This window comes from Rhizobium sp. BK313 (assembly GCF_014193655.1).
GTDB lineage: Bacteria > Pseudomonadota > Alphaproteobacteria > Rhizobiales > Rhizobiaceae > Rhizobium.
On the sequence record NZ_JACHZQ010000003.1, the window covers coordinates 546,709 to 568,824 of the forward strand.

Annotated in this window: 17 protein-coding genes; 11 read left to right on the forward strand and 6 right to left on the reverse strand. The window is 60.6% G+C overall.

The window, feature by feature from the left end; all coding sequences use genetic code 11:
- Nucleotides 1–142 precede the first annotated feature (142 nt).
- A complete protein-coding gene (locus FHT86_RS19085) occupies nucleotides 143–2,104 on the forward strand; it encodes a putative bifunctional diguanylate cyclase/phosphodiesterase (RefSeq protein ID WP_133708389.1) in 1,962 nt (653 codons plus the stop codon).
- Here FHT86_RS19085 and FHT86_RS19090 read toward each other — a convergent pair.
- Nucleotides 2,101–3,024: a LysR family transcriptional regulator gene (locus FHT86_RS19090; protein ID WP_133708390.1), complete on the reverse strand. Its 924-nt coding sequence runs from the start codon at nucleotides 3,022–3,024 to the stop codon at nucleotides 2,101–2,103. The two genes, FHT86_RS19085 and FHT86_RS19090, sit on opposite strands and share 4 nt — an antisense overlap.
- A gap of 171 nt (nucleotides 3,025–3,195) precedes the next feature.
- Here FHT86_RS19090 and FHT86_RS19095 point away from each other — a divergent pair, with 171 nt between their 5' ends.
- Genes FHT86_RS19095 through mmsB form a run of 8 tightly spaced genes read left to right on the forward strand, consistent with a single transcriptional unit; the run spans nucleotide 3,196 to nucleotide 11,407 of the window.
- Entirely contained in the window at nucleotides 3,196–4,404 is a 1,209-nt protein-coding gene (locus FHT86_RS19095; protein ID WP_133708391.1) for an ABC transporter substrate-binding protein, read from the forward strand.
- Between the two features lie 15 nt (nucleotides 4,405–4,419).
- The gene (locus tag FHT86_RS19100; protein WP_133708392.1) at nucleotides 4,420–5,202 is read left to right on the forward strand and encodes an ABC transporter ATP-binding protein; all 783 of its coding nucleotides are present in this window, start codon (nucleotides 4,420–4,422) and stop codon (nucleotides 5,200–5,202) included.
- A 1-nt stretch (nucleotide 5,203) separates the two neighbouring features.
- A complete protein-coding gene (locus FHT86_RS19105) occupies nucleotides 5,204–5,905 on the forward strand; it encodes an ABC transporter ATP-binding protein (RefSeq protein ID WP_133708393.1) in 702 nt (233 codons plus the stop codon).
- Between the two features lie 4 nt (nucleotides 5,906–5,909).
- A complete protein-coding gene (locus FHT86_RS19110; protein ID WP_133708394.1) occupies nucleotides 5,910–6,797 on the forward strand; it encodes a branched-chain amino acid ABC transporter permease in 888 nt (295 codons plus the stop codon).
- A 1-nt stretch (nucleotide 6,798) separates the two neighbouring features.
- On the forward strand, nucleotides 6,799–7,788 hold the full coding sequence (locus FHT86_RS19115) for a branched-chain amino acid ABC transporter permease (protein ID WP_133708395.1): 990 nt from the start codon (nucleotides 6,799–6,801) through the stop codon (nucleotides 7,786–7,788).
- Between the two features lie 21 nt (nucleotides 7,789–7,809).
- The gene (locus tag FHT86_RS19120) at nucleotides 7,810–9,405 is read left to right on the forward strand and encodes a GMC family oxidoreductase (RefSeq protein ID WP_133708396.1); all 1,596 of its coding nucleotides are present in this window, start codon (nucleotides 7,810–7,812) and stop codon (nucleotides 9,403–9,405) included.
- Nucleotides 9,406–9,445: 40 nt separating this feature from the next.
- Nucleotides 9,446–10,504 (forward strand): enoyl-CoA hydratase/isomerase family protein, encoded by a 1,059-nt coding sequence (locus tag FHT86_RS19125; protein ID WP_133708397.1) that lies wholly within the window; start codon nucleotides 9,446–9,448, stop codon nucleotides 10,502–10,504.
- Nucleotides 10,505–10,525: 21 nt separating this feature from the next.
- Nucleotides 10,526–11,407 carry a 3-hydroxyisobutyrate dehydrogenase gene (gene mmsB / locus FHT86_RS19130; protein WP_133708398.1) on the forward strand — a complete coding sequence of 294 codons (882 nt, stop codon included), beginning with the start codon at nucleotides 10,526–10,528 and terminating at the stop codon, nucleotides 11,405–11,407.
- A gap of 2 nt (nucleotides 11,408–11,409) precedes the next feature.
- Here the strand turns inward: mmsB and FHT86_RS19135 are convergent, their stop codons facing one another.
- A complete protein-coding gene (locus FHT86_RS19135; RefSeq protein WP_133708399.1) occupies nucleotides 11,410–13,479 on the reverse strand; it encodes an ATP-dependent helicase in 2,070 nt (689 codons plus the stop codon).
- Between the two features lie 266 nt (nucleotides 13,480–13,745).
- Between FHT86_RS19135 and FHT86_RS19140 the strand changes: the two genes are divergently transcribed.
- A complete protein-coding gene (locus FHT86_RS19140; RefSeq protein ID WP_133708400.1) occupies nucleotides 13,746–14,618 on the forward strand; it encodes an SMP-30/gluconolactonase/LRE family protein in 873 nt (290 codons plus the stop codon).
- Between the two features lie 60 nt (nucleotides 14,619–14,678).
- On the opposite strand, the gene secD is transcribed toward FHT86_RS19140, so the two are convergent.
- The 3 genes from secD to ybaL form a co-directional block, all read right to left on the reverse strand.
- Nucleotides 14,679–17,237, reverse strand: coding sequence for a protein translocase subunit SecD (gene secD / locus FHT86_RS19145; RefSeq protein ID WP_133708401.1), 2,559 nt, complete (start codon nucleotides 17,235–17,237; stop codon nucleotides 14,679–14,681).
- A gap of 93 nt (nucleotides 17,238–17,330) precedes the next feature.
- A complete protein-coding gene (locus FHT86_RS19150) occupies nucleotides 17,331–17,750 on the reverse strand; it encodes a hypothetical protein (RefSeq protein WP_133708402.1) in 420 nt (139 codons plus the stop codon).
- Nucleotides 17,751–17,765: 15 nt separating this feature from the next.
- Nucleotides 17,766–19,613 carry a YbaL family putative K(+) efflux transporter gene (gene ybaL / locus FHT86_RS19155; RefSeq protein WP_133708403.1) on the reverse strand — a complete coding sequence of 616 codons (1,848 nt, stop codon included), beginning with the start codon at nucleotides 19,611–19,613 and terminating at the stop codon, nucleotides 17,766–17,768.
- A gap of 102 nt (nucleotides 19,614–19,715) precedes the next feature.
- Between ybaL and FHT86_RS19160 the strand changes: the two genes are divergently transcribed.
- A complete protein-coding gene (locus FHT86_RS19160) occupies nucleotides 19,716–19,961 on the forward strand; it encodes a helix-turn-helix transcriptional regulator (RefSeq protein ID WP_133708404.1) in 246 nt (81 codons plus the stop codon).
- Here FHT86_RS19160 and FHT86_RS19165 read toward each other — a convergent pair.
- Nucleotides 19,958–21,454, reverse strand: a complete 1,497-nt coding sequence (locus FHT86_RS19165) for an ArnT family glycosyltransferase (RefSeq protein ID WP_133708405.1) — start codon at nucleotides 21,452–21,454, stop codon at nucleotides 19,958–19,960. The two genes, FHT86_RS19160 and FHT86_RS19165, sit on opposite strands and share 4 nt — an antisense overlap.
- Nucleotides 21,455–22,116: the final 662 nt, after the last annotated feature.

A 22,116-nucleotide genomic window follows, 5' to 3' on the forward strand; every position in this document is an offset into this window, starting at 1 on the left:
CTCTGGCGCTGAGATCATATAAGAAAATCTCTATACCTGAACGCAAATGCACAAATGTGCGGTATACTTAGCAATATTTCCAAATAAAAATAACTGAAAATCAAGTTTTTTGTGGTTTTTTATGCGTTGGGGGAAGGAAACCATGAGAAACTTGCTTTCAGGCCTGCGCCTGCAGAAAGAGAATCCGACGTTTCTGGTGGCGCAATACAAAGCGCTGTCGTCACAGATACCTGTCCTTTATATTCTTTTGGTCATCAACGCCCTGGCCGTGGCGATCACCCATATCCACACCGCGCCGATGTGGCTGGCGCTTTATGTGCCGGTCGGCCTGAGCGTCCTCTGTGTTTTCCGTATCGTCTGGTGGCAGATACACGGCCAGGACTGCATCAGCGGGGATCGGGCCTATAGGGTCATGCGTCGAACAATCGTCCTCGCCGGCGTGCTGACCTTTGCTTTCGGCGCTTGGGCCGTCGCACTTTATCAATATGGCAATGCCTATCAGCAGGGTCAGGTCGCCTATTTCCTAGTCGTGACGGGCATCTCCTGTGTCCTTTGCCTGATGCATCTGCCGGCCGCAGCACTGCTGACGACGGCGATCACCTTTTCTTTCATGGTCGTCACCTTCATGTTCTCCGGCAATTCCGTGTTCGTGGCGACGGCGACCAGCGTCATTTTCCTCTCCTTTCCCTTCATCCGCGTCATCAACAGCTATTTCCAGAACTTTGCGGGTCTGGTGCGACTGACGAAGGAACTTGGCGACAAGCAGACGGAAGCCGAACGGCTGAACCTCATCAACAGCCGCAATGCGCTGCAGGATCAATTGACCGGCCTTGCCAATCGCCGCAGCTTCTTTCGCGAACTGCAGGATTTGTTGCAGCAACGGCCGGAGGAGCCGCCGATCATCGGTCTTGTCGATCTCGACGGTTTCAAGCCGGTCAACGACGTCTTTGGCCATGCCGCCGGCGATCTCGTGTTGAAGCAGACCGCCGAACGTTTCGTGGCGCTTATGGGCGGCAAAGGCACCATTGCGCGCCTTGGCGGCGACGAATTCGGCGTGATTTTTCCGAGCGATCTCAGCCGCAGTTGTGTCTCCGAGATGGGACAGGCTTTCTGCGCGGCACTGCGCGAACCCTACGATGTGCCCGGTGGCTCCATCCGTATTTCCGGCTCCTGCGGCATCGTCGTTCCGGAGGGCGGCGGCCACACGGCCGAACAGCTGTATGAAAAGGCGGACTTCGCCCTCTATCAAGTCAAGAGCCGCCGTAACGGCAGTGTCGAGTTCTTCTCCCACGATCTCGAAGAGATCCTCCAGCAACGGCACCTGATCGAGCTGGAATTGCAGAGCGACAATTTCGCCCGGGAATTGTCGTTGGAATACCAGCCGATTATCGATCTCGATGACGGCCATGTCGTCGGCTTCGAAGCCTTGGCGCGCTGGAACAGCGCCCGCCTCGGCCGCGTCAGCCCTGACGCCTTCATTCCCGCTGCCGAGCGCACGGCGATGATCGGCAAGATGACCCGCATTCTTTTCGCCGAGGCGCTAAAGGCATTGTCGATCATGCCGCCGCCGTTGCGCATGTCTTTCAACCTCTCAGCGCGCGATATCTGCGACCATGAGACTTCGATGGCCCTGCTCGGCATGATCCATGGCGCCAAGATCGATCCGCGCCGCATCGAATTCGAGATCACCGAAACGGCTTTGTTGTCGGATTTCGACACGGCCTATGAGGTTATCGGCCTGCTGCGCGCCGCCGGCATCACCATTGCGCTCGACGACTTCGGCACCGGTTTTTCCAGCCTCAGCCATGTCCACCGGCTGGAGTTCGACAAGATCAAGATCGACAAGAGCTTCGTCATGCAGTTCGACCGCGACGTTCGCTGCATGAACATCACCCGCTCGGTTGCCAATCTCTGCCGCAATCTCGGCATTGCTTCGGTCGCTGAAGGCGTCGAGAGTCTTGCTATTGCCGAGGCGCTGCATGCTTTCGGGGTGCGGTTGGCGCAGGGCTATCATTTTTCCAGGCCGCTGCGCCTGCATGACGCGATCGCTTTTGCCGAGGCGAGTGAGACCGGCGTCGAGGCGCGGCGCTTGGCGAGTGCCTAAGCTGACGCTTGCCCTTGCCCAAGAAAGGCCGGCGCGTTGCGGCGTACCGCATCCATGAGGAAATCGATGACCGTGCGCACGCGCGGCGATTGCCTGAGATCGCGATGGCAGGTGATCCAGTAGTGGCGCTTCAGGTCGACTTCGTCAGGCAGCACCATCTGCAGATCCGGATGCCGGCTGGCGATGAAGAAAGGCAGCACGCAGAGCCCAAGCCCGTTCTTCGTGGCCGACAACTGCGCAAAGATGCTGGAACTCTGGAACTGCGGCTTGATGCGCGGATGGATGTCGCCGAGATAATCGAGGCCGGGCGCGAAGATCATGTCTTCGATGTAGCCGATGAAGGCATGCTCCGGCAGATCATCGCGGCTCTCGACCGGCGGGTGGCTGGCTAGGTACTCCCGTGACCCATAGACCTGCAGATGGTAATCGGTCAGTTTCTCGGTGAAATAAGGGCCGGCTTTCGGCGGGTCGAGCACGACGACGATATCGGCTTCCTTGCGCGATAGCGACATGATCTGTTGGATCGTCACCAACTCCAGCGAAATGTTCGGGTACCGCGCGGTGAACTCCGGCAGCATGGTGGTGAAGAAGAAATTGGAGAAACCTTCCGGCGCGCTGATGCGCACCACGCCGCGCTGCGCCGCCGACCCGGCCGTCAGGTCTGAGCGCAGCCGCTCGGTTTCCTGCTCCATCCGCTCGGCCGTGTCGACGAACCGCTGACCCATGCCTGTCAGCATATAGCCGCGCGGATTGCGCTCGAAGAGTTTGACCTGAAGTGAAAATTCCAGCCGGTCGATACGGCGCGAGACGGTGGCGTGGCTGGTCCGCAATTGCCGGGCGGCGGTCGAGAGCTGTCCGGTCCGTGCCACGGCCAGAAAGAACTGCAGGTCGTCCCAGGTGAAATGCGGCGTGCTCTTCATGCCTCCCTTTCTGTTCAAAAATGAACAGACACTGTTTGGAATTAATTGTAAACTTCACTTGCGTCAACGGACGATTTCAATGATCTTGAAGGACAGGAAAGTCGTTTTGAGGAGAACGGCTGGCCAATTTTGAACAGATTCATTTTTGCCAAATCTCTGGGAGGAGAGGATATGCGAAAGAGTCTCATTGCGTCCCTGGCACTTCTACTGGCAACCAGCACTGCGGCGTTTGCCGCTGGCGCGTCCGACGGTGTGGTGAAGATCGGGATTCTAAACGACCAATCGGGCGTCTACGCCGACTTCGGCGGCAAGTCCTCTGTGGAGGCAGCCAAGATGGCGGTCGAGGATTTCGGCGGCAAGGTGCTGGGCGTACCGATCGAGATCGTCGATGCCGACCATCAGAACAAGCCCGATATCGCCTCGAACATCGCCCGCCAATGGTATGACACCGACAAGGTCGACGCTATCATGGAGCTGACGACCTCGTCGGTGGCGTTGGCGGTGCAGGCGATCGCCAAGGAAAAGAAGAAAATCGATATCGTCACCGGTGCAGCCACGACCGATCTCACTGGCAAGCAATGCTCGCCCTATGGTTTCCATTGGGCCTATGACACGCATGCACTCGCAGTCGGTACAGGCGGCGCGCTGGTCAAGCAGGGCGGCGATACCTGGTTCTTCCTGACCGCCGACTATGCCTTCGGTTATTCGCTGGAGCAGCAGACCGGCGATTTCGTCAAGGCGAACGGCGGCAAGATCCTGGGTTCGGTGCGCCATCCGCTGTCGACTAACGATTTCTCGTCCTTCCTGCTGCAAGCACAATCGTCCGGCGCCAAGGTCATCGGCCTTGCCAATGCCGGTCTCGACACCTCGAACGCCATCAAGCAGGCGTCCGAATTCGGCATCACCCAGGGCGGCCAGCATCTGGCGGCGCTGCTCTTCACGCTCGCCGAAGTCCATGGTCTCGGCCTGCAGGCGGCTCAAGGCCTGACGCTGACCGAGGGCTACTATTGGAATCGCGATGACGAAAGCCGCAAGTTCGGCAAGCGCTTCTTCGATCGCACCGGCAAAATGCCGAACATGATCCACACCGGCACCTATTCCGCCGTGCTCCAATATCTGAAGGCCGTGCAGAAGGCCGGCACCGACGATACCGAAGCGGTCGCGAAGGAACTGCACGAAATGCCGGTGGATGACGTCTTCGGTCGCGGCGGCACGGTCGCCCCCAACGGCCGCATGATCCACGACATGTACCTGCTCCAGGTCAAGAAACCGGAGGAGAGCAAGGGCGACTGGGACTACTATAACGTGCTGGCGACGATTCCCGGCAAGGAAGCCTATATCGATCCGGCCAAGAGCGGCTGCGATCTCGTCAAACAGTAAGGTTGCGATCAGCCGATGGCGGTCTCTGCGACAGAGCAACAGGAAGAGCCACGGGTGGTTTTATCCGCCCGCGGCCTCCGTCGCGATTTCGGCGGCTTCACGGCCGTCAAGAATGTCGATCTCGATGTGCGCCATGCCTGTGTGCACGCGCTGATCGGCCCGAACGGTGCCGGCAAGACGACGGTGTTCAACCTGTTGACCAAGTTCCTGCAGCCGACGCATGGGACGATCACGCTGCTCGGCACCGATATTACCAAGACGAAGCCGGACAAGGTGGCGCGCATGGGGCTGGTGCGCTCCTTCCAGATTTCGGCCGTCTTTCCGCATCTCTCCGTGCTCGACAATGTCCGCGTCGCCCTGCAGCGGCCGAACAATCTGGCGCATCAATTCTGGCGGCCGATCTCGGCGCTGGCGAGTCTCGACGATCGTGCCGAGCAACTGCTTGCAGCGGTCGGCCTGACGAAGGAGCGCAATGCCATCGCCGCCGATCTCTCCTATGGCCGCAAGCGCGTGCTGGAGATCGCGACGACCTTGGCACTTGATCCCAAGGTGCTGCTGCTCGACGAGCCGATGGCCGGCATGGGGCTGGAGGATGTCAATACCGTCTCCGCCATCATCCGCAATGTGGCGCGTGACCGGGCGGTGCTGATGGTGGAGCACAATCTCTCCGTCGTCGCAGATATCTGCCACCATGTCACCGTACTCCAGCGCGGCGAGATTCTCGCCGAGGGCAACTATGCCACGGTCAGCCAGGACCCGCGCGTCCGAGAGGCCTATATGGGCACGGAGGAGGGATAGGATGGCGGCACTGCTCGAAGTCCAGGGTCTCAATGCCTGGTATGGCGAAAGCCACATATTGCATGGCGTCGACATGAAGGTCGGCGAGGGCGAGACCATTACCATTCTCGGCCGCAATGGCGTCGGCAAGACGACGACGCTGCGGACGATCGTTGGCATCGTCCGGGCGCGCAAGGGCAAGATCGCCTTTGCCGGCGCCGACATGATGCAGGTGCCGCTGCACAAAACGGCGCATAGAGGCATCGGTTTCGTGCCGGAGGAGCGTGGCATTTTCTCGACGCTCAGTGTTCATGAAAACCTGATGCTGCCACCCGTGGTCGCCCAAGGCGGGATGACGGTCGATGAGATTTTCGAGCTGTTTCCCAATCTACACGAGCGCCGCAACAGCCCAGGCACGAAACTCTCCGGCGGCGAGCAGCAGATGCTTGCCATGGCCCGCATCCTGCGTACCGGCGTGCGCATGTTGCTGCTCGACGAGCCGACGGAGGGTCTGGCGCCGGTGATCGTCCAGCGCATCGGCGAGGTGCTGAAGAAGCTGAAGGAACGCGGCATGACAATTCTGCTGGTCGAGCAGAATTTCCGCTTTGCCAGCCGCATTGCCGATCGCTTCTATCTGATGGATCATGGCCAGATGGTCGCGGAATTTCCGGTCGGCGAATTGCCGGAGCGGATGGGTATGCTGCACAAGGTTCTGGGGGTCTGACGCCATGACCATGATATTCGGTATCCCGGTGCAGGCGCTCCTCGGACAATTGCTGATCGGGCTGATCAACGGTTCCTTCTATGCGCTCTTGAGCCTCGGGCTCGCGATCATCTTCGGCATGCTGCGGGTGATCAATTTCGCCCACGGTGCAATTTATATGCTTGGCGCCTTCACCGCCTATCTGCTGCTCGCTTATGCCGGCATCGGCTATTGGCCGTCACTTGTGCTGGCGCCGCTGATTGTCGGTCTGTTCGGTGCTGTCGTCGAGCGGTTGTGCCTGCGCCGGCTCTACAAGGTCGATCCGCTCTACGGCCTGCTCTTCACCTTCGGCATGGCGCTGACCATCGAAGGCACGTTCCGCTATCTCTACGGTTCTTCGGGCCAGCCCTATGCCGTGCCGACGGCGCTGGCGGGAGGCGTCAATCTCGGCTTCATGTTCCTGCCGATCTATCGCGGCTGGGTAATTGTCGTGTCGCTTGTTGTCTGCATTGGCACCTGGCTGCTGATCGAGAAGACCAAGCTTGGCGCCTATCTGCGTGCCGCAACGGAAAATTCGGTGCTCGTGCAGGTCTTCGGCGTCAACGTGCCGGTGCTTCTGACGCTGACCTATGCCTTCGGTGTCGCGCTCGCCGCCCTTGCAGGCGTGCTGGCCGCGCCGATCTATCAGGTCTCGCCGCTGATGGGATCGAACATAATCATCATCGTCTTTGCCGTGGTTGTCGTCGGCGGCATGGGCTCGATCATGGGCGCCATCGTCACAGGCTATTTGCTCGGCGTGGCGGAAGGCCTGACAAAGGTCTTTTATCCTGAGGCGTCCAACATCGTCATCTTCGTGATCATGGCGATAGTGCTGCTCCTCAGGCCCGCGGGCCTTTTTGGCCGGGATGCGTGACATGGCTGATATGACCGATACGCTGAAATCCAAAAGTCGCCGCCCGTCGTCGTCAGTCCAGAAGGGCTTTCTGGTGGTCGGCCTGGTTCTGTTGATCTGGGCGCCGTTTTTCATCTATCCCATCTTCGTCATGAAGGTGCTTTGCTTCGCGCTGTTCGCTTGTGCCTTTAATCTGCTGCTCGGCTATACCGGCCTTCTGTCCTTTGGCCACGCCACCTTCTTCGGCGGAGCGGCCTACTTCACGGCGCATGCGGTGAAGGAGTGGGGCGTACCACCGGAACTCGGCATCCTGATCGGGGTTGCGGGCGCGGCGCTGCTGGGCCTGATCATGGGCTTCGTCGCCATCCGCCGTCAGGGCATCTATTTCGCCATGATCACGCTGGCGTTGTCCTACATGTTCTATTTCTTCTGCCTTCAGGCGAAGTTCACCCAGGGCGAAGACGGCATTCAGTCGGTGCCGCGCGGCTATCTTTTCGGCGTCATCGATCTCAACAACTCCTTCAACATGTACTATTTCGTGCTGGCGGTGTTCATCATCGGCGTGCTGATCATCTGGCGCTTCATCAATTCGCCCTTTGGCATGATCCTTAAATCGATCCGGGAAAACGAGCAGCGGGCGATTTCGCTTGGCTATTCCGTGGCTCGTTACAAACTCGGCGCCTTCGTCATGTCGGCGGCACTTGCTGGGCTTGCCGGCGCGGTAAAGGCGCTGGTCTTCCAGTTCGCCACCTTGACCGATGTTGCCTGGCAGATGTCCGGCGAAGTGATCCTGATGACCTTGCTTGGTGGCATCGGCACCTTGATCGGCCCAATTTTCGGCGCAGGCTTCGTGGCAACGCTGGAAAACTATCTCGCGACCTCGGAATTCCCGGTGACCATCATCACCGGCATTGTCTTCATGGTCTGCGTCCTGCTCTTCCGCCGCGGCGTCATCGGCGAGTTCTACGCCTCGCGGCTGGGGCGGAAGCTGGGATTTGAGTATCGCCGCTGACAGGCGGCCGGATGGCAGGATATGGATCGCTTCGACTACATCATCATTGGGGCCGGCAGTGCCGGCTGTGTGCTCGCCAACCGGCTATCGGCGGATCGCAATAACAAGGTGCTGCTGTTGGAAGCGGGAGGCAGCGACAATTATCACTGGATCCACATCCCGGTCGGCTATCTCTATTGCATCAACAATCCCCGCACCGACTGGTGTTTCACCACCGCGCCTGAAGCCGGGCTGAATGGCCGCTCGCTGAACTATCCACGCGGCAAGGTGCTCGGCGGCAGCTCCTCGATCAATGGCATGATCTATATGCGTGGCCAGGCGCGCGATTACGATCTCTGGCGGCAACTCGGCTGCGCCGGCTGGGGCTGGGACGATGTGCTGCCTTACTTCGTAAAGTCTGAGGATCACTACAAAGGCAAGGACGAGATGCATGGCGCTGGCGGCGAATGGCGGGTCGAGAAGGCCCGCGTGCGGTGGGCCGTGCTCGACGCCTTCCAGGCGGCCGCACGCGAAGCCGGCATTCCGGAGACGGCAGATTTCAATCGCGGCAACAATGAGGGTTCCGGCTATTTCGACGTCAACCAACGATCCGGTATCCGCTGGAATACTGCGAAGGCCTTCCTGCGGCCGGCGCTGAAGCAGGGCAATCTCACCGTCTTCACCAAAGCGCAGGTGTGCCGCTTGCTCATCGAGGACAATGCCGTCACCGGTGTCGAATTCCAGCATGACGGCATGACGAAGCGCGCCTACGCCGACAAGGAGACGGTTCTGTCCGCCGGCGCGATCGGCTCGCCGCAGATTTTGGAACTCTCCGGCATCGGCCGCGGCGACGTATTGAGCCAGGCCGGCATCGAGGTGGTGCGCGAAGTCAAGGCGGTCGGCGAGAACCTGCAGGATCACTTGCAATTGCGCATGGCCTACAAGGTTACGGGCGTCCCGACCTTGAACGAGAAGGCGACCAAATTGCTCGGCAAAGCGGCGATCGGGCTGGAATATCTAGTGCGCCGCTCCGGGCCGATGGCGATGGCGCCGAGCCAGCTCGGCATCTTCACTCGCTCCGGCCCCGACAAGGAAACGCCGGACCTGCAGTATCATGTGCAACCGGTCTCGCTCGATAAGTTCGGCGATCCCATCCATCCCTTTCCGGCGATCACCGCCAGCGTCTGCAATCTGAGGCCGGAGAGCCGCGGTTCTGTACACATCCAGAGCCCTGAATTCACCGCCCAGCCAAAGATCAGCCCAAACTATCTTTCGGCATTGCGCGACCGCGAGATCGCTGTGCGCTCTATCCGCTTGACGCGACGGATCGTGGCGCAGCCGTCTTTCGCCAAATTCAAGCCTGAGGAATTCAAGCCCGGTCCCTCCTACGAGACCGACGCCGATCTCGAGCGCGCCGCCGGCGATATCGGCACGACGATTTTTCACCCGGTGGGCACTTGCCGCATGGGCAGCGATCCGCAAAGCGTGGTCGATCCGCGCCTGCGGTTTCGAGCGCTAGCAAGGCTTCGGATCGCCGACGCCTCGGTCATGCCGTCGATTACCTCGGGCAATACCAACTCGCCGACCATCATGATCGCCGAGAAAGCCGCGGAGATGATCCTTGCCGACAACCGCTGAGCGTCTATTGATGGGTGGAGGCAGGGATACGGAGTTTCGAATGCACGGGATAGACGAGGTCATCATCCAGCGTCAGGGATCGGCGGGTCTCATTCGTCTCAATCGGCCGCAGGCGCTGAACAGCCTGACATTGCCGATGATCCGGGCGATTGCATCGGCTCTTGGTGATTTCGCAGCCGATCCCTCGATCGCCAGCGTCATCGTCAAGGGGGAGGGCGAGCGCGCCTTTTGTGCCGGCGGCGATATCCGCCTGTTGCATGAAAGCGGCAAACGGGGCTCCGCGGAAGCCGAGACATTCTGGCGCGAGGAATTTCACCTCAACCATGCCATTGCCCACTATCCCAAACCCTATGTGGCGCTGATGGACGGCATCACCATGGGTGGTGGTGTCGGGCTATCCGCTCATGGCAGCCATCGTGTCGTCACCGAGCGCACCCGGCTAGCCATGCCGGAAACCGGTATCGGCTATTTCCCCGACGTCGGCGCCACCTGGCTGCTGCCGCGGGCGCCTGGCGAAGCCGGTACCTGGATGGGCCTGACCGGCCTCGCCATCAATGCCGCCGACGCGATTCACGCACGGTTGGCCGATCACTGTATTGCGTCTTCCGATCTACCGGCACTGATCGAGGCGATCGGTGCGTTATCAGCCGCCACATCGCCGGCCGACGTGCATGGGGTGATTCAGGGCATGGCGATCGTTCCCGGCGAAAATCGCCTGCTCGGCAACCGCGAAACAGTCGACCGCGCTTTCGCACAGGATACGGTCGAGGATATCCTGGGAGCATTGGGGCGGGAACCCGGCGATTTTGCCGCTGAAACCTTGCAAATGATCACCACCCGCTCGCCGACCAGCCTGAAGTTGACCCTGAGGCTCTTGCGTGCCGGGCGCAACAGCGTGAGCCTCGCTGAATGCTTGAACCGCGAACTCGGCGCCTGCCTGGGGATACTGTATAATCCCGACTTTTATGAAGGCGTCCGCGCCGCTGTCATCGACAAGGATCGCAACCCGAAATGGTCGCCGGCAAGCCTTGCCGAGGTCGAGGATATCGCCATCGATCGCTTCTTCATGCCGGCGCAGCCGCCGCTTTTCGCGGCGTGAAAATAATGGGAGGAAAGCATCATGACACGGATCGCATTCATCGGGCTCGGTAATATGGGCGGTCCCATGGCCGCCAATCTCGTCAAGGCCGGCCATGACGTTTTTGGCTTCGATCTGGCGCATGATGTGCTGAAGGCTGCGGAGGCGACGGGCGTCAAGGCCGCAAACGTGCTGACGGAGGCGTTGGCCGATGCTGAAGCTGTTATCACCATGCTCCCGAAGGGTCAGCATGTGCTGACGGTTTGGACCGATATCCTGCGTTCCGTACCGAAGGGTACCTTGCTGATCGACAGCTCGACCATCGATGTCGATAGCGCTCGCAAGGCCCATGCCATGGCTGATGATGCCGGTTGCCTGTCGCTCGACGCTCCGGTCTCGGGCGGTACGGGCGGCGCTGCAGCCGGAACGCTCACCTTCATGGCCGGCGGTTCGCCGGAAAGTTTTGAAGGCGCCAGACCGCTGCTCGAAGTCATGGGCCGAAAGATCGTCCATTGTGGCGATGCCGGCGCTGGCCAGGCAGCGAAGATCTGCAACAACATGATCCTCGGCATTTCCATGATCGGTGTCTGCGAAGCCTTCGTGCTCGGCGAAAAACTTGGCCTGTCGCACCAAGCCCTGTTCGACGTTGCTTCGACGTCCTCAGGCCAATGCTGGTCGATCAACACCTATTGCCCGGTGCCCGGGCCCGTGCCGACCTCGCCCGCCAACAACGACTATAAGCCCGGCTTCTCGGCAGCCTTGATGCTGAAGGACCTGCGTCTGTCGCAGGAGGCGGCTCTGTCGAGCGGCGCGTCGACGCCTCTGGGTGCTGAAGCGGCACAGCTCTACGGGCTCTTCGAGAAACAGGGCAATGGCGGCCGCGATTTCTCAGCGATCATCGAGATGTTCCGGGAGCTGGCCTGAAACTACCGCCACATGCCGCGCATCCGCGCCCCGACATCGACGCGTACTTGCCGCGCCTGGATCGCTGCCGCGCTTTCCGCCCGCGCCTGCGGCCAACCACAGACCTCGAAGAATTGCAGGAGCGTCACCGGAATGAAGCGGGTGCGCGAGGCGAAGACGTGCCGATCGCCCTGTGCATGTTGGCCGTGGGTGAAGAAACGCTGCGGGATGATGAGATCGAGGCCGTCCTTGGCGCGAGTCATGGCGACATAAAGCAGCCGCCGTTCCTCCTCGATCTCGGAGGATGATCCGACGGCGAGATCGGCCGGGATGCAGCCATCCACAGCGTTGAGGATGAACACTTTCGTCCATTCCTGGCCCTTGGCGGAATGTATGGTCGAGAGGATGAGGTAATCCTCGTCGAGCAGCGGCACGCCGGCCTGGTCGCTGGTGGCATCAGGCGGATCGAGCGTCAATTCGGTGAGGAAGCGCTCGCGCGAGCCGTAGCCGCCGGCGATCTGCTCGAGCTGGATGAGGTCAGCCTGACGCGTTGCCGCATCCTCGTGCGCCCGCTCCAGATGCGGTTCGTACCATTGTCGCACGAGGCCGATTTCCGCCGGCCATCCCGCCTTGCCACCCTTCAGCTCCTGCATGGTCGCAACGAAACTAGTCCAGTCCTCCCCCGAGCGCGGCGGCGCCGGAAAATCGGCAAGCGCCGCCATCGGACTGGCATGCTCCCCGATATGGTCGAGCACGCGTTGCGCGGTCGAGGGGCCTACGCCCGGAAGGAGTTGCATCAGCCGGAAGCCGGCAACGCGATCGCGCGGGTTCTGGGCAAAGCGAAGGGCGGCCAGCATATCCTTGACATGGGCGCTATCGAGAAACTTCAATCCGCCGAATTTGACGAAGGGAATGTTGCGGCGGGTAAGTTCCACCTCCAGCGGTCCGCTGTGATGCGAGGCGCGGAAAAGCACGGCCTGCTGCTTGAGCTTTGCGCCGCTCTCGCGATTTTCCAACACCTGGTCGGCAACATATCGCGCCTGATCGCTTTCGTCGCGCACCGTTACCAGCCGCGGGCGTTGCGCGCTTTGCCGCTCAGTGCGCAAGTTCTTCGTGAAACGCTCGGAGGCAAGGTCGATCACCGCATTGGCGGCGGCCAGAATCGGTTGCGTCGAGCGGTAATTGCGATCGAGCGTGACGATGTTGGCGGCGGGAGTAAAAGAGGTCGGGAAGTCGAGGATATTGCGCACCGTGGCCGCGCGGAAGGAATAGATCGACTGTGCATCGTCGCCGACGACGGTCAACCCTTGACCGTCAGGTTTCAGCGCCATCAGGATCGACGACTGCAGCCGGTTGGTATCTTGATATTCGTCGACGAGCACGTGGTCGAAGTGGCCGCCGATATCTTCGGCGATCAGCGGTTCGTGCAGCATATGCGCCCAATAGAGCAGCAGATCGTCGTAATCGAGCACATTCTGCGTCTGCTTGGCTTCGACATAGGCCGCGAAGAGGTCGCGCAACTGCTTGTCCCAGGCCGCGCACCAGGGGAAGAAATCGCGCAGCATCTCTTCGAGCGGCGTTTCCGAATTGACGGCGCGGGAATAGATGGCGAGACAAGTCGCCTTGGTCGGAAAGCGGCTTTCCAGCTTGGAGAAACCGAGCTCGTGGCGCACGAGGTTCATCAGGTCGGCGCTGTCTTCGCGGTCATGGATCGTGAAGGCCGGGTCGAGGCCGATCTGTTCGGCGTAATCGCGCAAAAGTCTCGCACCGATGCCGTGGAACGTGCCGGTCCAGGCAAGCGCATCGGCCATGATGCCGGCATTGGCGCCAAGCACCTCACGACAGATGCGCTCGACGCGCCGACCCATTTCGGCCGCGGCGCGGCGAGAAAAGGTCATCAGCAGGATGCGGCGGGGATCGGCGCCTTTGACGATCAGATGTGCAACGCGATGAGCAAGCGTATTGGTCTTGCCGGAACCGGCACCGGCGATCACCAACAGCGGCCCGGCGATATGGCTGCCTTCGACAGTCGTGCCGTGCTCCACCGCCAGCCGCTGCTCCGGGTTCAGCTTTTCCAGATAGGCAGCGGTCATGGTCTCTCCTGAAGGCTTCGGACGGCAGGCGGCGAAAACGGAATCGGTGACGAATCACGTTCGCAATAATATCCGAATGTTCGATGAATGTTCCGAATTGGCTGAAACTGTCAAGATCGGCTGGATCTGCACGGAGATGTGACCATCCCGTCATGAATTTGGTTCAGATTTAACGAACACGGGCTCGAAAAAGGCCCTTGAGGTACTTATTTACCGGATTGACACATGATTTTGGGGTTTCGGTGCGCTGGGTAGGGTTCCCGAATATGAATGAGACGATGGCCACCGGATTGCGCCAACCTGAGGGGCCGGTTGCCCTGACGGATGGACGCGTCGCGCTTGTGGAGACCGATGACAGTCGTCGTTGCCTGACGATGATCGCGGCTGGTGGCATCCGCCATGAAATCTGTCGACCCGGCGGCCGGCCGACGGGACTTGCGGTCGATGGCGATAATTGTTTCTGGGTGGCGGGCGGCCCGGAAAACTCCCTTGTTCGGCTCTCTCCGGAAGGCCGCACTTTGCAGGTTATCGAAGGCGGCAAGGACGGCCCGTTTCTTTACCCGAACGATCTGGCCTTCGGTCCTGATGGCTTGCTTTACATGACGGATACCGGCGTTCGCATCTCCGATCTGCTCGAAGGTGCCGATCTCAATCCCGATTTCTTCCGCGCGCCCTATAACGGCCGTGTCTATCAGATCGATCCGGCGGATGGCCAAGTGCTGCGCGTGCTGGCGACCGGTTTGTTCTATGCCAACGGTATTGCATTCGGACCTGACGGGCTGCTTTATTATAGCGAGACACTGACCGGGAAAATCTATCGCCAGATCGTCGGCGGACGGCAGGAGCTGTTTGCGCAGGTGATGTCGGTGCCCGCCGTCAAGGCGTTGCGCGGACCGGCCGGCATGGCCTTTGATCGCAATGGCATGCTTTATTGCACGATGTACGGACAGGGCGAGATCTGTCTGGTCGATTCTGTGGGAAAGATAGTCGGCCATATCCGCACCAATGGCACGCGGCCGGGCAACATCGCGTTCACCCTCGATGGCAAATATGCGCTCATTACCGAGCAGGAAAATGGTGTTTTGGAGAAAATAACGGCACCGCGTCCTGGGCTGCCGTTGCACATGCCGTCCATCTGATCCGGAGGCCAGTGGACATGCCCGGAAGCCGGGCATGTCTTGCTCATGTCCATCCGCTGCTTATTCGGCGGCGGGGATCTGCTTGTTGTCCTTGCCGGACTTGTCGTCCGCCGGTGTTGCATCGTTGGCAACTGCCTTGGCATGGCGGCGACGCCAGTCCCCGAGGAACAGCAGGATTGGTGCTGCGATGAAGACCGACGAGGCACCAGCGACGAGGATGCCGAACACCATGGGGATCGCGAAGCTGGAGACGGCGCTGCCGCCCCAGATCGCCATCGGCACCAGCGCCAGGAAGGCGGTGGCATTGGTGTAGAGGCTTCGCGCCAGGGTCTCGTTGATCGACTTGTCGATGATGTCGCGCAGGGGCATCGATTTGTAGAGCCGCATGTTTTCACGCATGCGGTCATAGACCACAACCTTGTCGTTCACCGAATAACCGACCAGCGTCAGGATCGCGGCGATGGCCGTCAGGTTGAAATCGAGGCCGGTGATCGCGAAGAAGCCGATCGCCTTGGTGACGTCGAGCACCAGCGTGACGATGGCGCCGACCGCGAACGGCCATTCGAAACGAAACCAGATGTAGAACAGCATCGCCAGGCTGGCGATCAAGACCGACAGGATGCCGGCCCAGGCAAGCTCGCCCGAAACCTTCGGCCCGATGACATCGGTGCCTTCAATAGTCGCGGTTGGGTCGATCTTGACGATTTCTGCCTTGAGCTTGGTCACCGCGGCCGTCTGCGCCTCTTCACCGCCGTCCTGGCGCTGGGCGCGGACAAGGATGCTGTTGTTGTCGCCGAAGGACTGCAGTGCGATTTCGCCGAGGCCGAGCGTGTTCAGGCCCCCGCGGAACGTCGCCAAATCGGCCGCGTCCTTGGTCTTGACCGACATCTGGATGCCGCCGCGGAAATCGACGCCGTAGTTGAGGCCCGGATGGATGAACAGGACCACCGAGGCGATCGACAGGATCGCCGAGACGGTGACACCAAAGAAGCGGGCCTTCATGAACTGGATGTGCTTGTCATAGGGGCTGAAGGGGATCAGCGGCCTGATGTTGAGCACTTTTAGCTTGCGGCGACGGGTGATCGCGATCATCACGACGCGCACGAAGGCGACGGAGGTGAACATCGAGATAATGAGGCCGAGACCCATGGTCACGGCAAAGCCGCGAACCGGGCCGGAGCCGAAGTAGAAGAGGATGGCGGCGGCGATCAGGGCCGTCATGTTGCCGTCGATAATCGTGGAATAAGCTTTCCTGAAGCCGTTATCGATGGCGGCAAAGGCGCCGCGACCCTTGCGGGTTTCTTCGCGGATGCGCTCGTTGATGAGAACGTTGGCATCAACCGCAAGGCCGATACCGAGAACGACGCCGGCGATGCCGGGCAGCGTCAGCGTGGCGCCGACCAGCGTCAGGGCCGAGAAGGTCAGGATCGTGTGAATGAGCAGTGCAACATTGGCGAGAATCCCCCAGGCGCCATAGAGCACGAAGATGAAGGCGGCAACCAAGACGAAGCCAACCAGGCCGCTATAGATGCCCTTCTGGATCGCGTCCGCGCCGAGGTCGGCACCCACGGTGCGTTCCTCGATGACGGTCAGCTTGGCCGGCAGGGCGCCGGCGCGCAGCAGTGCGGCGAGCGTCGTTGCGCTGTCAGCAGTGAAGTTGCCGGAGATCTGGCCCGAACCTCCGGTGATCGGTTCGCGGATGTTCGGCGCGCTCAGCACCTTGTTGTCCAGTACGATGGCGAAGGGCTTGCCGACGTTTTCGCGGGTGATTTCCGCGAAACGGTTGGCGCCGGCGTTGTCGAAGCGGAAGGTGACGAGCGGCTCATGCGTGTTCGGATCGAAGCTGACGCGCGCATCGGTCAGGCGGTCGCCCGAGAGTTCGATACGGTCGAGAACCGGGTAGCTGTTGCCTTGATCGTCCTTCAAGATGGTGACGCCGGGGCCGGGATTGTTCGGATCGGCATTGTCGGCGAGCAGATGGAAGGACATCTTCGCGGTCGAGCCGAGAAGTTCGCGCAGATGCGACGGGTCCTGGGCGCCGGGAAGCTGCACGAGGACACGGTTCGGGCCGACGCGTTGGATGGTGGGTTCTGCGACACCGACCTGGTCAACGCGCTTGCGGATGACTTCCAAGCTCTGTTGAACGGCGGAATCGACGTTGCTGGCGATGCCGGCCGGCGAGAAGGACATCGTGATCGTGCCGCCGTTCGGAGCGATGGTGAGATCGGATTGACCTGCGGAGAGACCGGACGAGATTGTGTTGGCGAGCGTCTGAAGCTGAGTAACGGCATCGCTGCTTTGCGACGGATCGGTCAGCGTCACGATGACCTGGTCGCCGTTACGAACGATCGAGCGGGTCTGGATGTTCTTGTCGCGCAGGACGCGACGCGAATCCTGCAGCAGCGTCTGCAGCCGTCCGTTGGTCAGATCCTTCTCGTCCACTTCGAGAACCAGATAGGAGCCGCCGCGAAGGTCCAGGCCGAGGGAAACCTGGCTATGCGGGAGCCAGGACGGGATCTTGGAAAGAACCGACTGCGGAAGCGCGTTCGGCAGGGCAATGAGGAGGCCAAGCACGATGATCACAGAATAGAGGACCACCAGCCATGGTGAGGTGCGCATGGGTATTATCCTTGGAAATACACTAATGCCAGCGGAGCCTGCCGCTGGCGGACGTGGGTCATGTCGGAGATGCGCCGGCGGCGCGCGAACCGGTTAAGCGAAAGCAGCCGGCGGGGCGCGCGCGCGATAGGCACCAAAAGCGAAGAATTCGTGCTGCGTGACTTCGCCGCTGTCGCTCGGCTGCCACGGATTGATTAGAAGTCCCGGCGACGGAAGGGTCGTAAGCGTTGCCGGTCCGATATCATGCCAGGTGGCTTTCGCCGTGACCGTGCGGTCGGCAACGACAATGCCGCGCACCGGATCGCGCAAGGCGAGATAGAGCGGTTGGCTGTCCTTGCCGGAGGAAAAGGCCTCAGCGTCTGCCCGTGCGGCAAGATTGATGCCGCCGCCGAGCGCCAGTCCGAGATAGGCGAAGAAAGCGACGAACAGCGAGGCGACCACGCGCATTCCGGCGCGGCGCGTCCTGCTATCGTTCTCTTCGCTGTCGGCGGCGCCGAATTCGAACGGGTTCAACGGTTATAAAGGCCTTCATTCCTTTGCCGGATCGGAAACCGGCGGCTCGCTTATACTATCAGGACGTTCCGCGTCTTCATAGTGTGGCCTGTCATGATGCACTTGCGCCAGCCGGTCAACCATGCCCATCGCAATTTCCCGCTCTCCCATGATGACGGTGTCGGCGCCATATTGCTTCAATACGTCCACTTCCGCGTCAGAATGGGCACGGGCGACGATCAGGATCGAAGGGTTTGTTGCGCGCGCCCGCTCGGCGGCACTGCAGGCTTCGAAGGTATTGGGAATGGCGATGAGTAGGCTGCGGGCACCGGTTATATTAGCATAACCGAGGATCTCTGCGGACGCCGCATTGCCGTAGATCGCCTCGATGCCCGCCTGCTTGAGTTCGCCTATGCGCTTTTCGGAATCCTCGATGACGATGAAGGGCGTGCCGGAGGATATGAGGTTCTCGCCGACGATACTGCCGACACGTCCGTAGCCGATCAAAACGGCATGGTCGGAGAGCATTGTCGAGCGTGGCTCCTCATCACTGCTGGTCTCAGCGGGATGGTCGATTTGGCTGTGCGGCGGCTCGCTTGCCGCCGCGGGTTGTTCGGCCTGCGGCTCGGTGCCTTCCGTTTCGACATGACGCCTTGCGTCCAGCCCCTTGCGCATCCAGTCGCAGGCGATGAATACGAGGGGGTTGAGGATGATCGAAATGATCGCGCCGCCGAGGATCAGATCGCGGCCCTCGCCGGGCAGCATACCGAGATCGAAGCCGAGCGCAGCGAGGATGAAAGAGAATTCACCGATCTGCGCCAGGCTGGCGGAGATCGTGAGCGCGGTGCTCATCGGCTTGCGGAAGGCGAGCACGATGAAGAAGGCGGCGACCGATTTGCCGATGACGATGATGAATACGGTCGCCAGCAGCGGCAGCGGATTGTCGATCAGGATGTTCGGATCGAACAACATGCCGACCGAGACGAAGAACAGCACGGCGAAAGCATCGCGGAGCGGCAGGCTTTCCTGTGCGGCCCGATGGCTGAGCTCGCTTTCCGACAGGATCATGCCGGCGAAGAAGGCGCCGAGCGCCAGCGACACGCCGAAGAGTTTCGCGGCCCCGAAAGCGACGCCGAGCGCAATCGCGAGGACACCGAGGCGGAAGAGTTCGCGCGAGCCGGTATGGGCGATGCGGTGCAGGATCCAGGGAATGATCCGTCGGCCGACGACCAGCATCAGCCCGACGAAGGCAGCGACCTTCAGCAACGTCATGCCGATGATACCGGTGATGCCGAGATCGAGGCCGAGCAACCGGTTGAGGCCCGCCGACAGCGGCTCGGCAGTACCATGACCATCGCCGGAAATGCTGGCGGCCGCGGGAATGAGGACAAGAGCCAGCACCATGGCCAGGTCTTCGACGATCAGCCAGCCGACCGCGATCTTGCCGCGCTCGCTCTCGATCAGCCGACGCTCCTGCAAGGCTTTCAAAAGGACGACCGTCGACGCGACTGAGAGCGCAAGGCCGAAGACCAGACTGCCGCCGAGCGGCCAGCCCATCAGCGCGCCGAGCCCCCAGCCGAGCAGGGTGGCGAAGCCGATCTGAACGATCGCGCCGGGAACGGCGATGCCGCGCACCGACAACAGATCTTTCAGCGAAAAATGCAGGCCCACGCCGAACATTAATAGGATGACGCCGATTTCGGCGAGCTCTGGCGCCAGGCTCTGGTCGGCGACGAAGCCCGGCGTATGCGGGCCTGCGAGCACGCCAGCGATGAGATAACCGACGAGCGGCGGCAGTTTGAATCGGTTGGCGATGGCGCCGAAGATGAATGCCAGCACAAGGCCCATGACGATGGTCGAAATCAAAGGCGTGTCGTGTGGCATTACCGTCTCCTCGATACTGGAAATCCCATGCTATCTATGACATATTTGGCTTATGTTGACCAATATGGGTGATTTTATATCGTGAATCAAGGCGGCAAACCAATGATTCTCACCCCCGCGCTCTGCCGCGCGGCGCGCGGGCTGCTCGACTGGACGCAGTCGGATATAGCTGAAAAAGCTGGTGTATCACGGAGCACGATCCGCGACTACGAGGGCGGCCATCACGACATTCATCGGGCGACCGAGGCGCAACTGCGCCTGGCCTTCGAAGAGGGTGGGGTCGCCTTCGTTGCAATGCCCGAGTTTGGTTGGGGTGTCTGTCTGCGCCCGGCTTCTGACCGCGGCTAAGGTTTGGGCGCCAGGCAGCTTGCTGAAAGAAGGTAGGCGTAGAGCGCCCTGCCTTTCATATTGCCGAAATCCGGCGACCAACTCTTGATGAGTTCCGACCGGCCCGCGGCGCAATTGAACGGTTCGTCGTCGATAAAAAGCACATCGCCAGTCACGGTAGGTGGCAGCGAAAAATTCTGCTCGTAGTAGCTCTTCGGGAAACCGCCGGAGTTGCGGGCGTAGATGTGATAGGGCTTGCCCTTCAGCGTATAGAACAGATCGGCGAGAATATCACGGTTGTCGGCAACGATGGTCGAGGTATTCGCTTGGACGGCGATATCGGCGATCTCCAGGCTGATGGCGCTGCGGCCGACATAGCGCTGCATCACAAGATTCCCGTTCGGCAGCTTGATGTCATAGGCAAACACGGTCAGGACCGGCAACAGGAAGGCAACGACGGAGCCGATGATCAGCGAGATGATCAGGCCCTTCTTTGTTAGGCGGTAGAGCAGCCAGACGGCGAGGACGGTGCCGGCGGCATAGGCGGTGACCGCCCAATTGGCATAGGCCTTGGCAAACAGCGCCTGCAGCGTGATCAGCGCCACGACCGGGATGGACAGCCAGACGAGCAGCTTCTCCCTGTCGTCGCTTTGCCCGCGGATCATCCGCCATGCGGCCCAGAGCATGGCATAGAAAATGATAGGCCCGACGACGCCGAATTGCGCGCCGACGAATCCGAGCGCGCCGAGCAGATGCTTCACCAGCCCGCCGCCGTTTCCGTCGCCGTTCCAATGGGCAATGCTTTCGGTATGGCGCACCGTCGCCGCATCATGGGCGAAATTCCACCAAAGGTTCGGGGCGACGACGATGGCGCCGGCGATGGCGGCGATGATCACGTCGCGCCAGGCAATGCGTGCCGAACGCAGGGTCAGCATGGCGACCCCGACGCCCGGCAGCAGAAAAAGCACTGAATATTTCGTCAGAAAGGCGATGCCGAGGCTGACGCCGAGGATCAGCGCCTCGATGATCGAGGACCGCTTGGTGAGGCCGAGAAAAGCCCAGATCGCAATGGTGACGAACAGAATCTGGATCGTGTCGGTCGACACGAGTACGGCCGAAAGCGAGGCAGCCGGCAGGGTGACGAAAATGACGCCGACCCAGGGCTCGATCTCTCTCCCAACGTCCCCCACAATCAGTCGTCGCGTCGTGCGCATCAGCATCAGCGCGGTAGCAAGATGGAAGAGCGGCGCGGAAACGCGGATCCAGAAGGTCGAGTCCGAACCGGAAATCGCGTTGAAGAAACGGATCACCCAGGCGATGACAGGCGGCTTGGAATAATAGCCGAAGTCGAGGTTCTGACCCCAGAACCAATATTGCGCCTCGTCGACGAACAGGTCGGTTCTGTTGAAGATCAGCATCACCACGCGCCAAAGCGTGACGCCGAAGATGACTGCAAGACCAAGCCGCAGCGAAAGTCTTTGGTGGCTCGTTTCGGAATAGGTCGTATCGGACATCAACAGGTCGATCTCGGTGCCGGGTCGTGAGGCTTCATACGGAACTATCGAGCTCGACGCTAGCTCTCGCCCAGAGAGAAAGACGGTGGAACGCGCGGCCCGATGCCGCGCAGGTAAAGCATTTTTACAAGGGATTTGTGTCGCCTATGGCCGTCTGAGGGAAATCCTCAGAGCACGCGCGGGGCAACTTTGCTGCGCGCCTCTTCGATGAGGCTTAGAAGCACGAAGGCAGCAAGCGTCATGCCGGCCGTCAGCGAAGCAGTCAAACCAAGAACAATCATTGCTCTCTCCGTATCGACATCAAAGGTGTCTCTACTTGCCGGATTAGAGCATGAAGCTTGCCTGTGACTTGCGGCTATCTGGGTTTTTACTCAAAATGACCGCCGACAGAAATCGAACCCAAAATAGTTTAAATCAAAACGGGATAGCGGACGGGGGTTATTAACCTTCAAGCAAGGAATTAACCATAAACATTGAACTGCACGTCGGAATGGGAAAACTGTCACTCGTTCTCACCAGGCATGAAGCCGCCCCGTCGTACCGGGTCAGATCCGGTATCCATGTCATCAAACGGTCCGAAAACAGACTTTGATGAACGAGCGAGCTTCAGCGTCCCGGTCAACGGACCGGCGGCGGCGTGCGCCTTTCCTCGTCTCCTCATC

What these genes read in the sequence shown, in the direction of transcription:
- FHT86_RS19090 (WP_133708390.1), bottom strand. Translation starts at nt 3,024, where the DNA reads ATGAAGAGCACGCCGCATTTCACCTGGGACGACCTGCAGTTCTTTCTG.
- FHT86_RS19085 (WP_133708389.1), top strand. Translation starts at nt 143, where the DNA reads ATGAGAAACTTGCTTTCAGGCCTGCGCCTGCAGAAAGAGAATCCGACG.
- FHT86_RS19135 (WP_133708399.1), bottom strand. Translation starts at nt 13,479, where the DNA reads ATGACCGCTGCCTATCTGGAAAAGCTGAACCCGGAGCAGCGGCTGGCG.
- mmsB (WP_133708398.1), top strand. Translation starts at nt 10,526, where the DNA reads ATGACACGGATCGCATTCATCGGGCTCGGTAATATGGGCGGTCCCATG.
- FHT86_RS19095 (WP_133708391.1), top strand. Translation starts at nt 3,196, where the DNA reads ATGCGAAAGAGTCTCATTGCGTCCCTGGCACTTCTACTGGCAACCAGC.
- ybaL (WP_133708403.1), bottom strand. Translation starts at nt 19,613, where the DNA reads ATGCCACACGACACGCCTTTGATTTCGACCATCGTCATGGGCCTTGTG.
- FHT86_RS19110 (WP_133708394.1), top strand. Translation starts at nt 5,910, where the DNA reads ATGACCATGATATTCGGTATCCCGGTGCAGGCGCTCCTCGGACAATTG.
- FHT86_RS19125 (WP_133708397.1), top strand. Translation starts at nt 9,446, where the DNA reads ATGCACGGGATAGACGAGGTCATCATCCAGCGTCAGGGATCGGCGGGT.
- secD (WP_133708401.1), bottom strand. Translation starts at nt 17,237, where the DNA reads ATGCGCACCTCACCATGGCTGGTGGTCCTCTATTCTGTGATCATCGTG.
- FHT86_RS19100 (WP_133708392.1), top strand. Translation starts at nt 4,420, where the DNA reads ATGGCGGTCTCTGCGACAGAGCAACAGGAAGAGCCACGGGTGGTTTTA.
- FHT86_RS19115 (WP_133708395.1), top strand. Translation starts at nt 6,799, where the DNA reads ATGGCTGATATGACCGATACGCTGAAATCCAAAAGTCGCCGCCCGTCG.
- FHT86_RS19105 (WP_133708393.1), top strand. Translation starts at nt 5,204, where the DNA reads ATGGCGGCACTGCTCGAAGTCCAGGGTCTCAATGCCTGGTATGGCGAA.
- FHT86_RS19120 (WP_133708396.1), top strand. Translation starts at nt 7,810, where the DNA reads ATGGATCGCTTCGACTACATCATCATTGGGGCCGGCAGTGCCGGCTGT.
- FHT86_RS19160 (WP_133708404.1), top strand. Translation starts at nt 19,716, where the DNA reads ATGATTCTCACCCCCGCGCTCTGCCGCGCGGCGCGCGGGCTGCTCGAC.
- FHT86_RS19140 (WP_133708400.1), top strand. Translation starts at nt 13,746, where the DNA reads ATGAATGAGACGATGGCCACCGGATTGCGCCAACCTGAGGGGCCGGTT.
- FHT86_RS19165 (WP_133708405.1), bottom strand. Translation starts at nt 21,454, where the DNA reads ATGTCCGATACGACCTATTCCGAAACGAGCCACCAAAGACTTTCGCTG.